The sequence below is a fragment of the Pseudoalteromonas sp. JB197 genome (assembly GCF_002332205.1).
In the GTDB taxonomy this organism is placed as follows: domain Bacteria; phylum Pseudomonadota; class Gammaproteobacteria; order Enterobacterales; family Alteromonadaceae; genus Pseudoalteromonas; species Pseudoalteromonas nigrifaciens.
In genome coordinates, this window is record NZ_NRGZ01000001.1 from 1167011 (window position 1) to 1188964 (window position 21954).

Genomic DNA, 21954 nt, shown 5'->3' on the forward strand with positions numbered 1-21954 from the left:
AACGAGGAAATTACGTGTTTTTACCTGATTTATTTGATGTAGCTCCGTACTCATGGGCTGCAATTGGTACGGCGGCATTTTGTGGCGCTATTATTGGTATTGAGCGCCAATTACGTGGCAAACCTGTGGGTATTCGTACTTCTGCGTTAATTACTTTAGGTACCTATTTATTTTTATCGACTGCGTTTAATTTACAAGGCGATGTAATTGACCACTCTCGCGTAGTGGGGCAAATAATTACTGGTATTGGCTTTTTGGGCGCAGGCGTAATGCTAGCTAAAGACGGCGCTGTGGTAGGAGTAACGTCGGCAGCAACCATTTGGGTGTTAGCGTCTATTGGTGTAATGATAGCCACCGAAAACTTGGGAGCAGCTATTAAGCTCTCTGTGCTGGTGGTCGGTATTTTATACGGTGTTGATGTGCTTGAAGCTAAGTTTAAAAGCTTAAGTAAAGGCGTGCACACTAAAGTTAAAATTTATTCAAAGCGCTATTATCGCAAGAGCGAAAATGAAACAGAGCGCCACTTATAAAGTGGCGTTTTTATAATTAAGTTTATAACTAACTTAATACTAATTTTTGATGCACTAAAGCATCGCAAAGTGCTTGTGGGCGGCCTAAATAATAGCCCTGAACCTTATCGACATTTAGTTTGCGGAGGGTGTTTATTTCTTCTAGTGTTTCTATGCCTTCGGCAATAATATTACAGCCAATGTCTTTAGCAAATCCGCATAACGCTTTAGCTAATAAATATTTACGACGATCGCTATTAATGTTTCGGGTAAGGCTAATATCAAGCTTAATAATATCTGCTTGTAGCTCCAAAATATGCTGAAAAGAAGAATACCCTGCACCAACATCGTCTATAGCTAGGCGTATGCCTTTTTTACGCAGTGGCGCGAGTGCCGTTAACATTTCATTGTAGTTGGCAATAGGAGAGTGTTCGGTTACCTCCAATACTATATTGCTGCAATCAGAAATAGCAGCTAATGCATTGGCAACGGCACCACTTAGTATATGCTCTGGAGAGGTGTTAATTGACACATACACCTCTTTATTAAAATGACTCATATTGCCTAAAACATTGTTTATTGCCAACATTTCTAGGGCTTCACCTAAACCAAACTGTGCTGCTTCATCAAACCAAATGTTAGGTGTTCTATAGGGCTCAACAAAAAAGCGAGACAAGGATTCGTAACCCGAAACTTTATTTGTGTTTAAGCTATATATAGGCTGGTAGTAAATTTCAATATTGTTTGTATATTAAGCACGTTAGATTTAATAATTTGTTTTGCTTCATTGTTTTGTATTTGTGTATCAATAAGCTGTGAAGCCAGATCTGAAATTAAATTTAAAAACGCCAGATCACGCTTGTTTAATGTGTCGTCTTTTTGTTCGTTATAGCAGCAAAATGTGCCATAAATGTCGCCGTTAGATAAGGTAATTGGCACCCCAATATAAGCGCCAATATTAAGCTTTTTAGTAACCGGCATATCGCGGGTTATACTATTTTTACTAGTGTCAGGTATTATATTATCTAGTTCATTATTGGCTAATTTATTACAGTAGGTTTCGTTTATGGGATCAAAATTACCTACTTTTACAATTTCGTTAGGGCGTTTGGTATCTACTAATTTAAATATACGTTTAGAGTCTTTAAACTCAGAAATAAAAGCAACGTCCATATCAAGGTGTTTACGAATAAGTGCTAGCAAGCGAGTTAGTCTAATATTGAGATCAGTCTCTGCTTCAATATCTAATAGTAAATTTTCACTAAAATTTACATGCATATTTCCAACTTCCTTGTGTTTTAGTTAATGGTTTATATTATTACAGTAGCCTGGCTTGTTTTTAAAGTATTAGCCAAACAATTTTTTTCTCACTACTTTACGATACTCACTGGGTGTTTGGTTCAGTATTTTTCTAAATATTCGCGTTAAATGACCTTGATCGTTATAGCCTACTTCTAACGCTACTTCCTGAATTGATAAATTTGACGAAGCGAGCAACTCTTTAGCACCTTCTACTCGTAACTGTTGCCAATACTCAATAGGGCTTTGGTTGGTAGCTGCTTTAAAGCGCCGCGTAAAAGAGCGATAGCTTAAATTAAACTGTGCGGCTACATCCTGTAAATTAAGCTCTGTTGCTAAGTTGGTTTTTAACCAAAATTGAATTTGGGCAATTAACTCATCGGGATGGCGATCAACCGCACCTTCAAGATAGCGCTGATCTTCGTAGGGTTTGCGTATTTCGTGGGAAAAATTGCGCTCAACATGCTGCGCTGCAGCTTTGCCATAATACTGGCTAATAATATGCACTATTACATCGGCTAGGGCGTTTAGGCTGGCTACGGTATAGAGTCGCTCGGATTGAGTAATAAAAAAGTCAGGCTTTAACAGTACCTTGGGGTAGTCGTGACTAAATTGTTTAGCGTAATGCCAATGGGTGGTTGCTGGGTGCCCGTCAAGTAACCCGGCCTCTGCTAGTAAACAGTTGCCAGTGCCTACACCTATAATATGGCTGCCATTTGTAAAACTTTGCCCCAGCCAAGTAACTATATTTTGATTAGTGCGTACAACTGGGCGCGGGTTTCGCCAAATACCGGGCACTATTACTAAATCGCAATTTGGGGTATTGCTGGTGGCGCAATCGGGAAGGATTGCCAAGCCGGTACGATTACTTATTGGTTCAAGGTTTTTAGCAACTAAATGAATAGCGAGTGGCCTAAAATTTTTTTTATTAATATGGCCTTTTGCAAAGGCTTCGCCCGCTCTCAGCATCTCTATAGGGAGGGTTAAACTCGTTATTAATAAGTGTTGGTAAACAGCAATAGCTATATTTAATGGGGGGTTACTCTGTTTATCAGTCATATAGATGCTCCGACCAGTTAGGGTTGGCCTTTTATGCTTAATATTTGGCTATTAAAGCACAAAGTGTGGTGCGCAATCCATTTAAACTAGTGTCATATTCTTATAACACGTTTTTTAAAGGTAAATTATGACCGCATTACCCGTAATTGTAGGCATGGGAGGCATTAATGCCGCTGGCCGTACTTCTTTTCACCAAGGTTACCGCCGTATTGTGTTAGACAGTTTAAGTGCACAAGATCGTCAAGAAACGTTTTTAGGCCTCGCCACCTTGATGAATTTAGTTAGTGTTGTTGATAATCAACTACAAGACACTCAAGGTAACAATGTTGAGCAAAGCGACATAGAAGCACGTTTTGGTGAACAAATAATTGCCGGTACGCTTATTCGAAAAATCGAAAACGAACATTTTGATCCAGACGCTACCCCATGGCAGCAAAAAATGACGCTAAGCAACTCGGATGAGAATGCGATTGTGTTTGAAACCCGTGCTCGCGATTTACCACAACCGGTACCTGCAAGTTGGCAGGTAGAGCAACTCGAAGGTAAAAAAGTTAAAGTTACTATTGCCGCAGATATAGATGTTAAACACGCTTCAACTCGCGACAACCCGATTAAATCGGCAGGGCAGTTTCCTACTGGGTTTGATCCGTCTGTAATGTATAACAGCCGCTATCAGCCACGTGGTTTGCAAGCAACTATTTTTGCTGCTACCGATGCAATAAAATCAACCGGGCTTGATTGGCAACATATAATGAATAGCGTAGAGCCAGACAAAATTGGTACTTATTCGGCGTCTGTTATTGGCCAAATGGATGACACAGGTTTAGGTGGCTTAGTTAAAGCTCGCCAGCAAGGCGACCGCGTAAGCACTAAGCAATTAGCGCTGGGTTTAAATACTATGTCGACCGACTTTATTAATGCGTATGTAACGGGCAACGTAGGTACTACGTTTTCAACTTCGGGCGCATGTGCTACGTTTTTATATAACTTACGTGCAGCGGTTAACGATATACAAGCAGGGCGTACTCGCGTTGCTGTGGTAGCCAGTGTTGAATGTGCTATTACGCCAGAGGTTATAGAAGGCTTTGGTAACATGAGCGCACTGGCAAACGTTGAAGGTTTGCGCCGTTTAGATAACCTAAGCAATACAGATGAGCCCGACTATCGTAAAAGTAGCCGTCCGTTTGGCGAAAACTGTGGCTTTACGCTAGGTGAAGGCGCGCAAGTGGCTATTTTAATGGATGATGCTCTAGCACTAGAGTTAGGCGCTGACATTATGGGGTGTGTGCCAGATGTATTTGTAAATGCCGACGGGATTAAAAAGTCAATTACTTCACCAGGGCCGGGTAACTACATTACTATGGCAAAATCGGCGGCACTGGCAAGTAGCTTATTAGGTAAAGAAGCCCTGCAACAGCGCAGCTTTATATTAGCCCATGGTTCAAGTACGCCGTTAAACCGTGTAACCGAGTCATTAATTTATCATAAAGTGGCACAAACCTTTGCTATTGATAACTGGAAAGTAACTGCGCCAAAAGCATATGTTGGCCATACTATTGCTCCTGCAAGTGGCGATCAGTTAGCTATAGCATTAGGTGTATTTAGCCACAATATTATGCCTGGTATTACGACTATAGATAAAATAGCCGACGATGTTTACGCTGATCATCTAGATATTAGAAACAGCCATTATGATTGCGGTGATATGGATATTGCATTTATTAACTCAAAAGGCTTTGGTGGTAACAACGCTACCGCTACAGTATTGTCTGCAAAAATAACACTGCAAATGCTTGCCAAGCGCCATGGAAAAAGCGTTATGAATGATTATGCTAATAAAAATGTGGCTGTAAAAGCAGCGCAACAAAGCTATCAATCACAAGCAGACTTAGGCCAATACCAACTCATTTATCGTTTTGGTGATGGCTTAATTGACGACAACGACATTGTAATAGATGAGCAAAGCATACACCTTCCTGGCTTTGAAAAAGCGATTGCTTTTAATACAAAAAATCCCTATCAAGACATGTTTTAAGCACACATTCTTGTTTGGTAAGGCGCTTTAATAGCGCCTTTTTTGTTTTTATTAAGGTATAAAATTGAGAACTTATTTAAACTTTTTAATATAGCGTAATGTTATAAAGTTAATAATGGCAAGTAAAATAGCTATTTCGTAGCGGCTGTAGGCCACCGCAATACCAATTAAACCCATATTCCAAATGCTCGCCGCGGTGGCAGTACCTGAGGTAGATTGGTTATTTTTTAAAATTGCGCCACCGCCAATAAAGCCGATACCGGTAATGATCCCCTGCAACATTTTTGACTGTGCTTCAGAGGAGTCAAGAACAGACAACGCAATTAATGCATAACCACACGATGCCACTGCTACTAATGGAAAGGTACGCAGCCCCGCACCATCTTGGCTGCGCTCTCTGTCGTAGGCCATTGGCAAAGCAAGTAAATAAGCTATGCCTAAGTGAATCAGATTATCAACGATTTCGTGCCACTGTAAATCAATTTCCATGTGTTTTCTCAGCAAAGTTAATTAGTTATTAACTATAGCAAATACATTAAGAAATATTACAGTACATAAAACTTATTGGTTAAAACAAAATTTTATTATTGACTATGGGGGTATTAAAAAAGGGAACACCATTGCTGGTACTCCCTTTTATCTATTAATACTTAAGATTGAAGGTATTGTTGATGAAATACCAAGTGCTGATCAATAAAGCTACTGATAAAAAAGTAACTATGATCGTACCCGGTTTGCATTTCTAGGGTCAGTGGGTAGTCTTTTTGTTTTGCAACAGCCACTAAATTTTGTGGTTTTAATTGCTCGTCTAAAAAGTTATCGGCATCGCCTTGGCTCACTAACATTGGCAAGTAGTTACTTTGCTCAGCTTTAGCCATTAATTTGCAGCTGTCGTATTGTGCCCATGTTGTTTTATCGGCTCCTAAATAACCCGTAAACGCTTTAACGCCCCATGGGCAATTAATAGGGTTTACTATAGGGCTAAACGCCGAGGCACTAACATAATCCTGTGGGTTTTTAAGGGCGATCATCAACGCACCGTGGCCGCCCATTGAATGACCACTAATTGCTTTTGTGCTAGTCACTGGAAAGTGCTGCTCTATAAGCGCGGGTAATTCATTCACTACGTAGTCGTACATATTAAAGTGAGTGTTGTAAGGGGCTTGTGTCGCGTTAACATAAAACCCAGCGCCTTGAGCAAAATCGTAGCTGTCTTCGTTAGGAACATTATCCCCACGAGGGCTAGTGTCGGGTGCCACAATAGCAATACCTAGCTCAGCTGCTTTTTTGAATGCGCCTGCTTTTTGCATAAAGTTTTCGTCGGTGCAGGTTAAACCTGAAAGCCAATAAAGTACCGGTACTTTATTACTTTCACTAGCGCCGGGCGGCAAATAAACGGCAAAACGCATAGTACAATGAGTGCTTACAGCGCTGTGCGTATATTGTTTATGCCAGCCACCGGATACTTTTACACTTGAGATATTTTCTAACATGATAATCCTCAAAAGCCGCTTATATCCACACCGTGAATACAAGCGATTTGTTTATTGCTTAGTAATGAATAACGGTACGAATGCTTTTGCCTTCGTGCATTAAATCAAATGCATCATTAATGTCTTCAAGGCCCATTGTGTGGGTAATAAAGTCATTTAGTGCAAACTCGCCAGCCATGTAACGTTCTACAATTTCAGGTAGTTGTGAGCGGCCTTTAACACCACCAAATGCGCTACCACGCCATACACGCCCAGTAACTAATTGGAATGGACGAGTAGCAATTTCTTGGCCAGCGCCTGCTACACCAATAATTACCGACTCACCCCAACCTTTATGACAACACTCAAGTGCTGAGCGCATAACATCAACATTACCAATACATTCAAACGAGTAGTCAACGCCGCCATCGGTCATTTCAACAATTACGTCTTGAATTGGCTTGTCGAAGTCTTTTGGATTAATTAAATCGGTTGCGCCAAGCTTGGTTGCTAACTCGTATTTAGAGTTGTTTATATCGATACCGATAATACGACTCGCACCGGCCATTTTTGCGCCAATAATAGCTGATAAACCTATGCCACCTAAACCGAAAATAGCTACAGTGTCGCCCGCTTTTACTTTAGCTGTGTTTGTTACTGCGCCCATACCTGTTGTTACGCCACAGCCTAGTAAGCATATTTCTTCTAAAGACGCTTCTTTGTTTACTTTAGCTAAAGAGATTTCTGGCAGTACTGTGTACTCAGAGAAAGTTGAGCAACCCATATAGTGGTAAATTGGCTGACCGTCTTTATAAAAACGTGTTGTACCGTCTGGCATTAAGCCTTTACCTTGGGTTTCGCGCACAGCAGAACACAGGTTAGTTTTGCCCGAGGTACACATTTTACATTCACCACATTCTGCGGTGTATAAAGGAATAACATGATCGCCAATTTCTACGCTGGTTACGCCTTCTCCGATTGCATATACAACACCAGCGCCTTCGTGGCCTAAAATTGCAGGGAATATACCTTCAGGATCTTCACCCGATAATGTAAATGCATCGGTATGACATACACCAGTAGCGGTAATTTTTACCATTACTTCGCCTTTTTTAGGCATCATCACATCAACTTCTTCAACACTAAGTGGTTGATTAGGACCCCAAGCAATAGCTGCTTTTGATTTAATAAATTCTGACATGTGCTTATCCTTTGTAGTGGGTAGATAATAATTGTAGACCCAATTTTCTTGGGTGATGTAGCTATTGTATTTGTTTCTCAAATAATGATAATCTCAATTTTATGAAAACACTTTTTCAGAACTGTAACAATGGCACGATGGGATGGAATAGACGAATTTATAGCGGTAGGTGAAGAAGGTAGTTTTACCGCTGCAGGCAAAGCAATTGGGCTGTCGGTTGCGCATATTAGCCGCCATGTTAGTGCGCTTGAACAACGCTTAAATACACAGTTGCTAACGCGCACAACGCGTAAAGTGGTTTTGACCAAAGAAGGTGAGGTGTTTTTACACCAAATAAAGCATTTACAACATGCAATGGATGATGCCACGCAAAGTTTAGCGCAACAGCAAAGTACGCCAAAAGGTAAAATTAATCTAACAGCCCCGGTAATGTATGGCGAGAGCTTTATTATGCCAATAGTGCATAATTTTATGCACGACCACCCCGATGTAGAAGTCGTTGCTACGCTCAGTAATGAGCAAGAAAACTTATTAGAAGGTGGTTTTGATCTGGCTATTAGACTGGGGCATTTAAAAGACTCGAGCTTAAAAGCACGGCGCTTAAGTGCACGGCGTTTTATTATGTGTTGTGCCCCTGATTATTTAACCCGATTTGGCGAGCCACACACATTAGGTGAGCTAATAAATCATCAATGTTTAGTGGGGAATAGTCGTTATTGGCGAGTAAACGAAGGAGGGCGCGAAAAGCATATTAAAATAGCTGGGCGACTGCAATGTAATAGTGGCTGGGCGTTGGTAGATGGCGCTAAAAAAGGTTTAGGGATTATTCAGCTCCCTAATTACTACATTGAAAACGAGTTAAAAACAGGGCAGTTAGTGCCTATTTTAACATCCTATCAGCCGCTGCAAGAAGGGGTATGGGGTGTGTATCCGCCTCGACAGTTTGTGGCAACTAATGTAAGGGTGCTACTTGATTATTTAGTCGCAGGACTAAAAGCTTAATAGCGGGTTAATCATTTAATTTTTATTCTAGCCAAGTATCAGATTTTTAAATATTTATTACATTTAGTAGCATACCCAAGTACGGATTATTCGTGTTATTATAAGTTACTATTTTTAGGATAAGTGTTTAAAAACAATATGTTTCAACCGGTTAGTTTGTTTATTGGGCTTAGATATAGTCGCTCCTCAAAAGGGAATGCGTTTATTTCATTTATCTCGTTTTTTTCTATTGCCGGTATTGCGATTGGCTTAATGGCATTATTTACTGTCAGTTCAGTAATGAATGGCTTTGAAAGCAGCTTAAAAACCAATATGCTTGGGCTTATTCCGCACGTTGAAGTGCAAGCTAATAAGCGTACTGCAGCGCAAATGAGTAGTTTAAAAGCAGATCTTGAACAATCTCCTTATGTAAGTACTGTAAGCCTTTATCAGCATGGTGAAGCTATATTACAAACCAATAAAGATTTACACGGTGTGTTGCTGCAAGGCTTATATGGCGATGGCGGCTCGCTCTATAAAATTACCGATAAAATAGTACAAGGAAATTGGCAAACAGTACTTAATAAAAACTATAGCATTGCCATTAGTCGCTACCTGAGCCGTAAATTAGGTGTTGGTTTGGGAGATAAGCTGCGGGTTATTATGCCAAATGCTTCTACCTATACACCGCTTGGGCGTATGCCTAGCCAACGCTTGTTTAAAATAGCAGCCATTTACGAAACCGGCTCTGAAATTGACATGGGGCTGGCTTTTACCAGTGGTGCGTCGTTGCAACGCGTATTAAAGTTGGATCAAAACACTGCACCTAATTTAAGTATTTCTTTGTATGAACCCTTTGCATTGGATGAATTTATACAGGCCAGCAAACTAATATTAAAAGATCATACCTATACAGATTGGCGCAGCAGCCAAGGCACATTATTTGCTGCTGTAGCAATGGAAAAACGGATTATGTCGATGTTATTAGGGCTTATTGTGCTGGTTGCGGTATTTAATATTGTCTCTGCGCTAACGATGATGGTAAGTGAAAAACAAGGCGAAGTCGCTATTTTACAAACCTTGGGTTTAACACCATCGCAAGTACAAAAAGTGTTTATGGTGCAAGGACTTTATAATGGCGTGATAGGCACCGCAGTAGGGGCATTTTTAGGTGTATTACTTAGTTTATATATTAATGAGTTATTAGCATTAGTAGGGTTAAATTTGATGGCAGGTATAGAGTTGCCGGTAAAATTTGATGTGCCAAGCCTAATTGTTATCGCTTGTTCGAGTATTGCTATGAGCTTTTTAGCCACTGTTTACCCTGCGCGCAAAGCCGCAAAAGTAAAACCAGCCGAGGTATTGCGTTATGAATGATTTAGTTATTAGTTGTGAAAATTTAAATAAAGTTTATCAAGATGGTAGTAACCAAGTTGCAGTATTAAAAGGGGTTGATTTAGCCCTGCAACAAGGTGAAATGCTGGCTATTGTGGGCAGCTCTGGTTCGGGTAAAAGTACCTTATTGCATATACTCGGTACGCTCGATACTGCAACTTCTGGCAGTGCTAAAATTAAAAATCAAGAAGTGGCTAAGCTCTCCCGTACAGAGCAAGCGGCATTTAGAAATAAAAACTTAGGCTTTATTTATCAATTTCATCATTTACTGATGGAATTTAGCGCGGTAGAAAATGTAGCTATGCCGCTTTTAATTAAAGGACTAAGTGCTAAAGCTGCGAAAGTAGCTGCATTAGAAATGCTTGAAAAAGTGGGCCTAGCACATCGTAGCTCTCATAAGCCGTCGGCACTGTCTGGTGGTGAGCGCCAACGAGTGGCAATTGCGCGCGCGCTCGTTACTAAACCGGCATTAGTGCTTGCCGATGAGCCAACCGGTAATTTAGATAAACAGAACGCGATTAAAATATACGACTTAATAAATGAGCTTAATAAAAGTTTAAATACCAGCTTTGTGGTGGTAACACACGACTTAGAGCTGGCCGACAAACTCGGTAAAATAGCCTATTTAGATGATGGAAAACTTACTATTAAAGAGTCGCAACATGTTGCTTAGTGCGTTTATAAGTAAACGCTTTAGAGCGTATTCTGGTCATAAAGATGAAAAAAATGGCTTTGTAAGCTTTATAGCTAAAGCATCTACTGTGGGTATTTTATTGGGCGTTGCGGTTTTAATAGTTGCGCTGTCGGTAATTAATGGCTTTGAGCAGCAATTAGTGCATCGCTTATTAAGCGTAGTGCCGCAGGTTGAATATGTAGCGCCTAATAGGCCAATTGCTAATTGGCCACAAAAAGTTGAGCAGCTTCAACAGCAAGATCATGTAACCGGCGCCGCGCCATTTATTGCAGTTAACGGCATGGCGCAATTTAAAAGCCAATTAAAAGCAGTAGAAATACGCGGGGTTGAGCCTTCATTAGAGGGGAGCGTGTCGGCTATTAATCAATTTACCAAAGGCAAATTGGTGAGCCAGCTTGGCATTGATGAAGTTATTTTAGGCAAGCAAATAGTTAACCAGCTCGATGCCAGCGTGGGCGATAGTATTACCTTACTTATTCCTCAAATAGCTCAGCAAGGGCAGTCATTATTAGCCCCTAAGCGAGTAACGCTGTTACTTGCAGGTATTGTTGAAATGGGTGGGCCAATAGACAGCACAGCTGCATTTATCCACCTTAATAAAGCGCAGCAAACATTAGGTTACGATGAAAGCCAAGTAACCGGGATTCGCCTAAGCGTTGATGACGTATTTACTGCGCATCAAATTGCGCTACGGGTAGGGCAAACCATAGACGACTATGTATATATTTCTAGTTGGTTTAGAACGCAAGGCAGCTTATACCAAGATATACAAATGGTGCGTACCATAGTTTATATTGTGGTGTTTTTAATTATAGCTGTGGCAAGTTTTAATATTGTGTCCTCATTGGTAATGGAAGTACGCGAAAAACAAGGCAATATTGCTATTTTAAAAACCATGGGCGCAAAAGACAGTACCATTTTAGCTACCTTTGTAATGCAGGGTTTAACGCAAGCTTTTGTAGGTGTGGTATTAGGCAGCTTAATTGGTGTGGTACTGGCAATAAATATTAGCGAATTATTTACTTGGCTCAGCCAACTCTTTGGCGCAAACCCACTTCAAGGAGTTTATTTTATAGAGTTTTTACCCAGTAAGTTAGTGTGGCAAGATATTGTGGTAACAGTTGTTGTTACTTTTATTTTAGCGGCGTTAGCTACTATTTATCCGGCGTGGCAAGCAACAAGAGTTGACCCTGCAAAAGTGCTGGGTAATTAGCGGCATTGGTAGCGTGTGCGCTGCTAAATAAAAACTAATAGGGCAGTATTGGCAAGTCTGTTAAACTAGGGCGCTTATTTACAAGCTAACAATAACTAACCATTGGGTTAGCATTTACTACTCTGGGATTTACTTTGACAAATAACGATATTTTACGCCGCATTCGCTACACTTTTAATTTAACCGACACCGCTATGGTAAATGTTTTTGCTGCAGCTGAGCATACGGTTACTACAGAGCAAGTAATTGCTTGGTTAACTAAAGAAGGCGAAGAAGCTTACACTGAAATAAGTGATACAGAGTTTGCAACTTTTTTAAATGGTTTTATTAATACGCAACGTGGTAAGCGCGAAGGCGAGCAACCTGCTCCTGAGAGCAAGTTAAATAACAATATTATTTTTATGAAGCTGCGTATTGCTTTAAATATGAAAGCGGAAGATGTGATTGCGACGCTGGCACTCGTTAACTTTAATTTGAGTAAGCATGAGCTAAGCGCGTTTTCTCGTAAAGTAGATAACAAGCACTACCGCGTATGTAACAACCAGGTACTTCGTTTATTTTTAACGGGTGTACAACAGCAGGTTCGTCCACAAAGCACTGCTGAGTAAGCAAGGTAAAGCCATTACTCTTTCAAAACGCTAAAACAGCCTTTGTTTTAGCGTTTTGTTGTTTTTAAGTTAAATATATTTCAACTTGTTACACGCCTACTTTAAAATTGTTCAATACCGCTTAATAAACTAGCAATTGAATGAGATCATTTAAATATCAAGTAATTACCTCCTTTGTTAGCTGTATGTTTGGTTTTAGTAACCGTGCACTGTATTTTTATATCGTTAAAGTGAATAAAAATTCGGCTAGTCGCTGTTTTATTTTTACACAACAGTAAAATAATTCAACTTGAATGACGTGCAACACCACTCTTTCTAATGGTAAGGTGTATGAAAATTATGATTTTAAAATAGATTTATATTCAAAAAACAAACTCAATCATACTTACCCGAATTCTCAAATTTTAAAAATAGCTTACACGGAAGAATAATTATGAATTATATACATAGTACGATAGCTCAATTAAAGCAAACTAGCCCCGCGCAAAGTGAGTTTTATCAAGCTGTTGAAGAAGTACTAGAATCTTTAGAACCTCTTTTTGCAAAAACTACAAATTATCAAAAAGAAGCCATTATAGAAAGAATGGTAGAGCCAGAGCGTCAACTAATGTTTCGTGTACCTTGGGTTGACGACGAAGGTAATATTCAAGTAAATAAAGGCTATCGTATTGAATTTAGCTCTACCTTGGGCCCATATAAGGGGGGCTTGCGTTTTCATCCGAGTGTTAATGCCAGTATTATTAAGTTTTTGGGTTTTGAGCAAGTGTTTAAAAACTCATTAACCGGCCTACCTATTGGTGGTGGTAAAGGCGGTGCTAACTTTGATCCAAAAGGGCGCTCAGACGGTGAAATAATGCGTTTTTGCCAATCATTTATGAACGAGTTATACCGCCACATTGGCCCAACTACCGACGTACCTGCAGGGGATATTGGTGTTGGCGCACGCGAAATTGGTTATTTGTTTGGCCAGTACAAGCGTTTAACAGGGCGTTACGATGGTGTGTTAACCGGTAAAAGCCTAATGTGGGGTGGCTCGTTAGTTCGTAAAGAAGCAACTGGCTACGGCGCAGTGTACTTTGCAAACTACATGCTACAAAACCGCGATGATAGCCTAGCAGGAAAACGTTGTTTAATTTCGGGCTCGGGTAATGTTGCTATTTATGCGATGGAAAAGCTGTATCAATTAAATGCAAAACCAATTACCTGTAGTGACTCTCGCGGTACACTATTTCATGACGCGGGTATAGACTTAACGCTTATTAAAGAATTAAAAGAGCAGCAACGTGGCTGTTTAAGCAAATATAAAGAAAGCTACCCAGAAGCTACTTATATTGCTCGCGCAGATTACCCAGAAGATGGGCATGCAGTGTGGCGTTTTAAAGCCGATGCTGCGTTCCCGTGTGCCACTCAAAATGAGTTAACTCAAGGCGATGCAAAAGCGCTACTAAGCAATGGCTGTATTTTGGTGAGTGAAGGTGCAAACATGCCTTCGACCAAAGACGCGATTGACTGCTTTATTAAAGCCAAAATAGCTTACGGCCCAGGTAAAGCTGCTAATGCGGGCGGCGTTGCAACCAGCCAATTAGAAATGGCGCAAAATGCCAGTATGCAAAGCTGGACTTTTGAAGAAGTGGATGCAAAATTACAGCACATAATGAAAAACATTTTTAATATTGCTAACGAAACAGCGGCAGAATTTGGCCAACCTACTAACCTGTTACTTGGCGCTAATATTGCTGGTTTTCGCCGTGTTGCCGATGCAATGATAGAGCAAGGCGTAGTTTAACTAAAATAGTTTAAAGCAATTGCAGCTTATTGCTGTGAGAGCCTGTACTTAAAAACACCCCATAAATTTAGCTATTTATGGGGTGTTTTATTTAAATAACCGCTTAAGTTAGTTATAACGCTATAAAGCCAAGCTATAACAGCGTAGGATCAGGCTACTTTCGAATGAAAATAGGTTTGCACTTCGCGGTGCATTAACATAAAAAATTATGCAACTAACTGCAAAAGCATCACTTCCTAACGCATTACTTATCTCTATTAGTACACCTCACTTTAAAGGCGATGAAGCAATTGAGTCGCTTGCAGAATTGGCACGCCTAGTTACCACTCTTGGCTTTAAAGTAGTTGGTACACAATCACAAAAGCAAAGTTCTACCCAAAAAGTAAATGTACTGGGTTCAGGTAAACTGGCTGAAATAGCGTACCTTACTGGTAATAAAGGTTCTGCTGCAGATGAGAAAGAGGGTGAGAATTTTCTTGATGACGATCCATTATCCGACATGCCATCAGAAATTCCATCAGACGGTTTAGATTTTGCTTGTGCCGATGTTGTCGTGTTTGACTGCGATTTAACGCCTTCTCAACTACGTAATGTGGAAAACCAGTTAGGTGTGGAAGTATTTGACCGCACCGGCATAATTATTGAAATATTTAGCCGCCATGCGCGTACTAAAACAGCAAAATTACAAGTTGAAATTGCTCGCCTTAATTATGTAGCGCCGCGTCTGCGTGAAACATCTACCGGCGATAAAGAACGCCAAATGGGTAAAGGCGCAGGTGAGACAACGCTTGAGCTTAACCGTCGTAAAGTACGTGACCAATTAGCTGAGTTAAAGCGTGAGCTGGTAAATGTTCAAGATGTAATGATGGACAGACGAGAACAGCGCTCAGAGCTATTTTCAGTGGCTTTAATTGGTTATACCAATGCGGGTAAATCGTCGATGATGCGCGCAATTACGGGCAGTGATGTAGAGGGCGAAAATAAACTTTTTGCTACTCTGGACACCACAGTTCGTGCTTTGTATCCAATAACGCAACCACGCATATTAGTATCAGATACAGTTGGTTTTATTAAAAAACTACCGCATGACTTAGTTGCTTCATTTCATTCAACTTTAGCCGAAGCACATGATGCGTCGCTGTTGTTATATGTAGTTGATGCATCGGATGCGTCTTTTCGCTCACAACTTGATGTAGTGCATAATGTATTGGCAGAAGTGGGTGTTCAAGGCAGTAAAAAGTTATTAGTACTGAACAAATCAGACCAACTTAGCGATGCGCAACAACAAGCATTAATGGCTGAATTTCCTGATGCTATGATGACATCAACACGTAACCTTGCTGATATAGCTAAACTGCATAAGTACATTGTTGATACTGCACAAAGCGACATGATTGAAGAAGAGGTTATTATTCCTTACACCGCCAAAGGTATAGTGGGTGAAATTCGCTCGACCATGAGTGTCATTAAAGAAGAATATGAATATAGCCATATTAAACTCACCGTGCGCTCCAATGCGATTGACTTAGAAAGGCTAAAAAAGCGTATGCTTGATTTATAGTTAACCTGAACTCAGGTTAGTTAGTGCACGTTTGCTATAATAATAGCGCAGCCTGTTTTAGGCTGCGCATTGTTAAAGTTGATAATTATGAAAATACTTTTTCTGCTAACTCTTCTTGCATTTGTTCGCGCATTTTAAACTTTTGCAGTTTACCGGTTACCGTCATAGGGTAATTTTCAACAAAACGAATATGGCGAGGCACTTTAAAGTAAGCCAATTTGTCTTTTAAAAATAACCGTATTTGCTCTTCATCTAAAACCGCATCTTCTTTTGGTTGGATCCAGGCGCATACATCTTCACCGTATTTTTCGTCGCTAATACCAAATATAGCGGCATCTTGAACACCTGGGTAGGTATAAAGCACTTCTTCTATTTCGCGGGGATAAATGTTTTCTCCGCCGCGAATTATCATGTCTTTAATGCGGCCAACAATACTAACAAAGCCCTCACTGTCCATTACCCCTAAGTCGCCAGAATGCAGCCAACCATCTTGATCTATAGTCGCTTTGGTTTTTTCTTCATCGTTCCAGTAGCAGCGCATAATACCTGCACCGCGACTACATACCTCACCCGATTGCCCTACGGGTTGAATATTACCTAGCTCGTCAATTATTTTAACTTCGGTATGCGCTAATGCACGGCCTACTGTGGTTACTTGGCGCTCAATTGATGAGTCGGTTTCAGTAATATTATTAATAGGGCTACACTCAGTTTGGCCATATGCAATAACTACTTCGTGCATATTCATTAAAGTTACTTAATTCAAGCTCACTAATAAACATGGTCGGTACACCATGCAGTGCTGTACAGCCCTCATTTTGTACTACTTCGAGAGTTGTTTTCGGATCAAATGCATCCCCAGGATAAACTGCTGTAGCCCCTTTGCTCATAGAGACTAAACTGCCAAGTACCATACCAAAGCAATGATAAAGTGGCACAGGTATGCATATTTTATCTTTATTGGTAATGTGCATGGCTTCACCAACAAATAACGCATTATTTAAAATGTTTTTGTGGGTAAGCGTTGCCCCTTTGGGGTTGCCAGTGGTGCCAGACGTAAATTGAATATTGATATCTTGATTGCAATTAAGAGTTGCGGCGACTGAATCTAACTGCTGTTTATGTTCTTGAGTTGCAAGTGCGGTTACTTCAGCGAATGAAAACATGCCAGGGCTTGCTTCATCACCAATTCTAATTACGTTTTTAAGCGTGGGAAGAGCAGCGGCATTAAGCTGACCTTTTTCGCACTCTGCTAGCTCTGGCGCCAAATTTTGTAGCATTTGCAGATAGTTGCTGCCTTTAAATTCGGAAGCAGTAATTAAGGTAGTGCACTCAACCCTGTTTAAAGCGTACTGTAATTCGCTGGGGCGATAAGCTGGGTTTACACATACCATAATTGCGCCAATTTTAGCGGTGGCGAACTGAGTTAAACACCATTGAATGTTATTTGGCGACCAAATGCCTACTCTTTCACCTGGCTTAATACCCAGTGCTAGTAAGCCCATTGCTAATTGGTTTACTTGATGTTGAAACTCTTTATAGCTCAAGCGTATATTTTGATGGTGTACAACCACGGCTAATGCGTCGGGGGTATTGTCGACAATACTGTCGAAGTAGTCACCTATGGTTTGCTTGGTTAATGGGGTGCTTTGTATTCCTTTAAAATAACTCTGCAATAGCGGCATAGGGTTTATTTTTTCTATTTCTTTAACCGCTTTTGTTGTTACATTCATGTCATTCTCCGTATCAGTAGATATGAATAGCTTGAATGATAAATAAACATATATTGTCGACAAAGGGAAAGGGGGTAGACTAATGTCTTAGGTTTGTTGCTGAAAATGAAATAAGTAAAAATAAAGCAAAAAAAACGCGCCTTACACTGTAAGTACGCGCTTTTAGCAACGACTAAATGAGGTTACATTTCGTCGCTGCGGTAAGTTTTTTTCATAATATAAACGTAAGCGTTTACAAAAGCATTTTCTTGATACTTTTTAAGACCGGTATCCTCAAAATCAATAGGGATAGGGTTGCGCTTAACTTGCTCTTTAATTTCGGTTGTTGTAAATAATTTTACATCAAGGTTTTCGATTAGCTGAATCGCGGTTTCCATTTTAAAACCATTAGCACTACCAGCAAATTTACCTTTTGGAGCACGTTGACGTATTGCAACAGAATCAATTTGGTAATCTTGCATTAGCTTGGCAAAATCAAACTGAAACTTACGCATTACTTCTGTGTCGTTACCGTTACCTAAGGTAAAGCGTGTTTGGCGCACGTCGCGAATATCAAATACGTCATTATCTTTACTTAAAATACAAAGTAGTACATCACTACCGGTAATATCTACACCACATGTTCTCATGTCTATTCTCTAATATAACTTAATTACCCAGTATTATACGCAACATCCATTAAATTGCGAGAGTAAGCACTTAAGTCTGTTGTAAATTTAACGGCGATTAGATTTATTATATTGATGCAATAAAATCTGCGCCGAAACATTATTAATTTAGCCTTTATAACAAAATAGCAGGTGTTTTAGCCGCTTTAAACTTGTAATTAGTAGCGTTGCACGCGACAATATCTTTTTTGTAGTTGAGCAGACTCAGCATCTACATTAGCCAAATTTGGCGAAAAATAGTCAATGCTTATTCGTAAGAGCGTTGTCGAGTCATTCTCATTTAATTAATTTAAAAAATACACGTGATACATTGTAGGTGTCACCACTGTAGCAAGGATTTATAATGCCAGTTATTACTCTCCCTGACGGAAGTCAACGTAGTTTTGAAAACCCAGTAAGTACGCTAGATGTTGCCAACGATATTGGCCCAGGACTCGCTAAAGCGACCATTGCTGGCCGTGTTAATGGCGAGCGTGTTGATGCATGTGACCTAATAAGTGAAGATTCGCGCCTTGAAATCATCACCGCAAAAGACGACGACGGCTTAGAAATTATTCGTCACTCGTGTGCACACTTAATTGGGCATGCGGTTAAACAGCTTTTCCCAGATGCAAAAATGGCAATTGGTCCTACTATTGATAACGGCTTTTATTACGATATTGATATGGAACAGTCGTTATCTCAAGATGATCTTGACGCGATTGAAAAGCGTATGTTGCAACTTGCTAAAACAAACTACGATGTAGTTAAAAAAACCGTAAGCTGGCAAGAAGCACGCGATGTATTTGCAGCGCGTGGTGAAACATACAAAATAGAAATTTTGGATGAAAACATCGCTAAAGATGACCGTCCAGGGTTATATCATCACGAAGAATATGTAGACATGTGTCGTGGCCCTCACGTACCTAACATGAAATTTTGCCAAAACTTCAAGATAATGAAAGTAGCGGGTGCATATTGGCGTGGTGATTCAGAAAACAAAATGTTACAACGCATTTACGGCACAGCGTGGGGCGATAAAAAGCAACTTAAAGCGTATTTAAAACGCCTTGAAGAAGCTGAAAAGCGCGATCACCGCCGTATTGGTAAAGCACTTGATTTATGGCATTGGCAAGAAGAAGCGCCAGGTATGGTATTTTGGCACAACGATGGTTGGAGCATTTACCGTGAGCTTGAAGATTTTGTGCGTGAAAAGCTACGTGAATACGATTACGAAGAAGTAAAAGGTCCAATGATGATGGATCGTTCGTTATGGGAAAAATCAGGTCATTGGGAAAAATATGCAGATGCTATGTTTACCACAGTATCTGAAAAGCGCGAATACGCGATTAAACCAATGAACTGCCCAGGTCACGTACAAATATTTAATCAAGGTTTAAAATCGTACCGCGATTTACCACTACGTATGGCTGAGTTTGGTTGTTGTCATCGTAACGAGCCATCGGGTGCATTACATGGCTTAATGCGTGTACGTGGCTTTACCCAAGATGATGCGCACATTTTCTGTACCGAAGAGCAGATAATGGACGAAGTTTCAGCGTGTATTAAGATGGTTTATGATACATATGAAACATTCGGTTTTGAAAAAATCGTGGTTAAGCTCTCAACACGTCCAGAGCAACGTATTGGTGAAGACCATATGTGGGATAAAGCAGAGCTGGCATTAGCCGAAGCACTTAAACTAAACGAGATTGAATTTGATTACCTACCAGGTGAAGGCGCATTTTACGGCCCTAAAATTGAATTTACTTTGTACGATTGTTTAGACAGAGCGTGGCAATGTGGTACAGTGCAACTAGACTTTGCATTACCGGGTCGTTTAGGCGCAACTTATGTTGCTGAAAATAACGAACGCCGCACCCCAGTTATGATACATCGTGCTATTTTAGGTTCTATTGAACGCTTTATTGGTATTTTAACTGAAGAATACGCTGGTTTATTCCCTACGTGGCTTGCGCCAAAGCAAGTGGTAATTATGAATATTACCGATAAACAAGCCGATTATGTTAAAGAAGTTGTACAAAAATTAAATAAACTTGGAATTAGAGCCACTGCTGACTTGAGAAATGAGAAGATTGGCTTTAAAATCCGAGAGCATACACTTAAGCGTATTCCTTACTTACTTGTTGTTGGCGATAAAGAAGTTGAACAACAAGAAGTAGCAGTACGTACCCGCACAGGTGAAGACCTTGGCAAATTTAATGTTGATGACTTTGTAGCTAAAATTAGCGAAGAGATAAAAAGTCGACAATAAAAAATCGAGCGTGTAAGGCATTTACAAACAGCCAATTACACGCTTACTATTATTGATATTCTTGGAGGAACGTACTATTAGAGGCGGCAAGAAAGGGCAACAAACAGCCCAAAAAAATCGTATTAACGAAGAAATTACAGCTCAAGAAGTTCGCTTAATTGACATTGACGGCGAGCAAGCTGGAATTCAGTCATTAAAAGACGCGCAAACTATGGCTGATGCAGCGGGTGTTGATCTTGTAGAGATTAGCCCGAACGCTGAGCCGCCTGTTTGTAGAATCATGGACTACGGTAAGTTCATCTTTGAAAAAAGCAAAGAACTAAAAGAGCAGAAGAAGAAGCAAAAGCAAATCCAGATAAAAGAAATCAAATTCCGTCCTGGTACGGATGAAGGTGATTATCAGGTTAAGCTGCGCAACTTACGTAAGTTCTTAGAAGCTGGCGATAAAGCTAAAATTACGATTCGCTTCCGTGGTCGTGAAATGGCTCACCAAGAAATTGGTATAGAATTATTAAACCGTATCAAAGGCGATTTGGAGGAGCTTGCAGTTGTTGAGTCTTTCCCTAATCGCGTTGAAGGTCGCCAAATGGTTATGATGATGGCGCCTGTTGCTAAAAAATAATTTTTAAGCGATAATACGCACCGAAAATAGCTCAGGTCTGCAAGTAATATGTAAATATTCACCTGAGTTAACCGGTTTTAAAGTAAGATTGCAGCATTTATGCTGGGTTTTCACCGGAACATGGCAGTAAGTTAGGCCTGAAAGTGGAGCTATAGCAATATATCTCACGCCTGCTTACTAATTTAAATGCAATACAATTTGGAGTTATTGCAATGGCTTATAAGCTAAAAAGTCACAGAGGCGCAGCTAAGCGTTTCAAAAAGACTGCTTCTGGCGGTTTCAAGCGTAAACAAGCGCATCTTCGTCATATTCTGACTAAGAAAACTTCTAAGCGTAAGTTACACCTACGTCCTAAGATGATGGTTCATAAAAATGACCATGGTCTAGTTTCACGTATGTTACCGTTCGCTTAATAGGGGTTTTTAGAAATGGCAAGAGTTAAACGCGGCGTTGTCGCACGTGCACGTCACAAAAAAGTTTTAAAACAAGCAAAAGGTTATTACGGAGCACGTTCACGTGTTTACCGTGTAGCTTTCCAGGCTGTTACTAAAGCGGGTCAATACGCTTACCGTGACCGTCGTGCGAAGAAACGTACTTTCCGTCAATTATGGATTGCACGTATCAATGCTGCTTCACGTCAAAATGGTCTGTCTTACAGCCGTTTTATCAGTGGTCTTAAAAAGACATCTGTAGAAATCGATCGTAAGATCCTTGCAGATATCGCTGTTTATGACCAAGTTGCATTCGCAGCGCTTGTTGAAAAAGCAAAAGAAGGCCTAGCGGTCGCTTAAGCTTTTTTATATAAGTATTAAAAAGGAGCCTATGGCTCCTTTTTTTGTGTTCGGCGTATAGTAATTATTCCGC

At 40.3% G+C, this 21954-nt stretch carries 20 protein-coding genes and 1 pseudogene; 13 read left to right on the forward strand and 8 right to left on the reverse strand.

Annotated elements, in window-relative coordinates:
• Positions 1 to 14 precede the first annotated feature (14 nt).
• Complete coding sequence (locus CIK86_RS05560) at positions 15 to 530, forward strand: MgtC/SapB family protein (protein WP_011328060.1); 516 nt, start codon at positions 15 to 17, stop codon at positions 528 to 530.
• A gap of 28 nt (positions 531 to 558) precedes the next feature.
• Here CIK86_RS05560 and CIK86_RS19350 read toward each other — a convergent pair whose 3' ends face one another.
• The 3 genes from CIK86_RS19350 to CIK86_RS05570 all read right to left on the reverse strand — a co-directional run bounded on the left by CIK86_RS19350 (position 559) and on the right by CIK86_RS05570 (position 2867).
• Positions 559 to 1248 (reverse strand): EAL domain-containing protein, encoded by a 690-nt coding sequence (locus CIK86_RS19350; RefSeq protein ID WP_343252007.1) that lies wholly within the window; start codon positions 1246 to 1248, stop codon positions 559 to 561.
• The gene (locus CIK86_RS19355; protein ID WP_254910734.1) at positions 1215 to 1787 is read right to left on the reverse strand and encodes a GAF domain-containing protein; all 573 of its coding nucleotides are present in this window, start codon (positions 1785 to 1787) and stop codon (positions 1215 to 1217) included. Before CIK86_RS19355 ends, CIK86_RS19350 begins: the two co-directional genes overlap by 34 nt.
• Positions 1788 to 1856: 69 nt before the next feature.
• Positions 1857 to 2867, reverse strand: coding sequence for a helix-turn-helix domain-containing protein (locus CIK86_RS05570; RefSeq protein ID WP_086996007.1), 1011 nt, complete (start codon positions 2865 to 2867; stop codon positions 1857 to 1859).
• A 127-nt stretch (positions 2868 to 2994) separates the two neighbouring features.
• Between CIK86_RS05570 and CIK86_RS05575 the strand changes: the two genes are divergently transcribed.
• A complete protein-coding gene (locus CIK86_RS05575) occupies positions 2995 to 4902 on the forward strand; it encodes a beta-ketoacyl synthase (protein WP_011328063.1) in 1908 nt (635 codons plus the stop codon).
• A gap of 72 nt (positions 4903 to 4974) precedes the next feature.
• Here the strand turns inward: CIK86_RS05575 and CIK86_RS05580 are convergent, their stop codons facing one another.
• From CIK86_RS05580 to CIK86_RS05590, 3 genes are all read right to left on the reverse strand, one after another.
• The gene (locus CIK86_RS05580) at positions 4975 to 5391 is read right to left on the reverse strand and encodes an MgtC/SapB family protein (protein WP_011328064.1); all 417 of its coding nucleotides are present in this window, start codon (positions 5389 to 5391) and stop codon (positions 4975 to 4977) included.
• Positions 5392 to 5552: 161 nt separating this feature from the next.
• Positions 5553 to 6395 (reverse strand): S-formylglutathione hydrolase, encoded by an 843-nt coding sequence (gene fghA, locus CIK86_RS05585; RefSeq protein ID WP_086996010.1) that lies wholly within the window; start codon positions 6393 to 6395, stop codon positions 5553 to 5555.
• A 58-nt stretch (positions 6396 to 6453) separates the two neighbouring features.
• A complete protein-coding gene (locus tag CIK86_RS05590) occupies positions 6454 to 7575 on the reverse strand; it encodes an S-(hydroxymethyl)glutathione dehydrogenase/class III alcohol dehydrogenase (protein ID WP_011328067.1) in 1122 nt (373 codons plus the stop codon).
• Between the two features lie 129 nt (positions 7576 to 7704).
• Here CIK86_RS05590 and CIK86_RS05595 point away from each other — a divergent pair, with 129 nt between their 5' ends.
• From CIK86_RS05595 to hflX, 7 genes are all read left to right on the forward strand, one after another.
• Positions 7705 to 8577: a LysR family transcriptional regulator gene (locus tag CIK86_RS05595; RefSeq protein WP_086996014.1), complete on the forward strand. Its 873-nt coding sequence runs from the start codon at positions 7705 to 7707 to the stop codon at positions 8575 to 8577.
• A gap of 138 nt (positions 8578 to 8715) precedes the next feature.
• Positions 8716 to 9933, forward strand: a complete 1218-nt coding sequence (locus CIK86_RS05600; protein ID WP_086996175.1) for a lipoprotein-releasing ABC transporter permease subunit — start codon at positions 8716 to 8718, stop codon at positions 9931 to 9933.
• Positions 9926 to 10624, forward strand: a complete 699-nt coding sequence (gene lolD / locus CIK86_RS05605) for a lipoprotein-releasing ABC transporter ATP-binding protein LolD (RefSeq protein WP_011328070.1) — start codon at positions 9926 to 9928, stop codon at positions 10622 to 10624. Before CIK86_RS05600 ends, lolD begins: the two co-directional genes overlap by 8 nt.
• Entirely contained in the window at positions 10614 to 11858 is a 1245-nt protein-coding gene (locus CIK86_RS05610; RefSeq protein ID WP_086996178.1) for a lipoprotein-releasing ABC transporter permease subunit, read from the forward strand. Before lolD ends, CIK86_RS05610 begins: the two co-directional genes overlap by 11 nt.
• Positions 11859 to 11992: 134 nt before the next feature.
• The gene (locus CIK86_RS05615) at positions 11993 to 12466 is read left to right on the forward strand and encodes a DUF1456 family protein (RefSeq protein WP_086996018.1); all 474 of its coding nucleotides are present in this window, start codon (positions 11993 to 11995) and stop codon (positions 12464 to 12466) included.
• 433 nt (positions 12467 to 12899) lie between these two features.
• Positions 12900 to 14252 carry an NADP-specific glutamate dehydrogenase gene (gdhA, locus tag CIK86_RS05620; protein WP_011328073.1) on the forward strand — a complete coding sequence of 451 codons (1353 nt, stop codon included), beginning with the start codon at positions 12900 to 12902 and terminating at the stop codon, positions 14250 to 14252.
• A 208-nt stretch (positions 14253 to 14460) separates the two neighbouring features.
• Positions 14461 to 15813 carry a GTPase HflX gene (hflX, locus tag CIK86_RS05625; RefSeq protein ID WP_086996024.1) on the forward strand — a complete coding sequence of 451 codons (1353 nt, stop codon included), beginning with the start codon at positions 14461 to 14463 and terminating at the stop codon, positions 15811 to 15813.
• 85 nt (positions 15814 to 15898) lie between these two features.
• Here the strand turns inward: hflX and CIK86_RS05630 are convergent.
• Together CIK86_RS05630 and CIK86_RS05635 are read right to left on the reverse strand one after the other, a co-directional pair.
• Positions 15899 to 17546 (reverse strand): annotated as a pseudogene (locus tag CIK86_RS05630) (AMP-binding protein).
• Positions 17547 to 17728: 182 nt separating this feature from the next.
• Positions 17729 to 18175: a DUF3010 family protein gene (locus tag CIK86_RS05635; RefSeq protein ID WP_011328076.1), complete on the reverse strand. Its 447-nt coding sequence runs from the start codon at positions 18173 to 18175 to the stop codon at positions 17729 to 17731.
• 382 nt (positions 18176 to 18557) lie between these two features.
• Between CIK86_RS05635 and thrS the strand changes: the two genes are divergently transcribed.
• From thrS to rplT, 4 genes are all read left to right on the forward strand, one after another.
• Positions 18558 to 20468, forward strand: a complete 1911-nt coding sequence (gene thrS, locus CIK86_RS05640; RefSeq protein WP_011328077.1) for a threonine--tRNA ligase — start codon at positions 18558 to 18560, stop codon at positions 20466 to 20468.
• A gap of 61 nt (positions 20469 to 20529) precedes the next feature.
• Positions 20530 to 21090, forward strand: a complete 561-nt coding sequence (gene infC, locus CIK86_RS05645; protein WP_080516827.1) for a translation initiation factor IF-3 — start codon at positions 20530 to 20532, stop codon at positions 21088 to 21090.
• A gap of 212 nt (positions 21091 to 21302) precedes the next feature.
• The gene (rpmI, locus tag CIK86_RS05650; protein ID WP_004587840.1) at positions 21303 to 21503 is read left to right on the forward strand and encodes a 50S ribosomal protein L35; all 201 of its coding nucleotides are present in this window, start codon (positions 21303 to 21305) and stop codon (positions 21501 to 21503) included.
• A gap of 15 nt (positions 21504 to 21518) precedes the next feature.
• Complete coding sequence (gene rplT / locus CIK86_RS05655) at positions 21519 to 21881, forward strand: 50S ribosomal protein L20 (RefSeq protein WP_086996027.1); 363 nt, start codon at positions 21519 to 21521, stop codon at positions 21879 to 21881.
• The last annotated feature ends 73 nt before the right edge of the window (positions 21882 to 21954 follow it).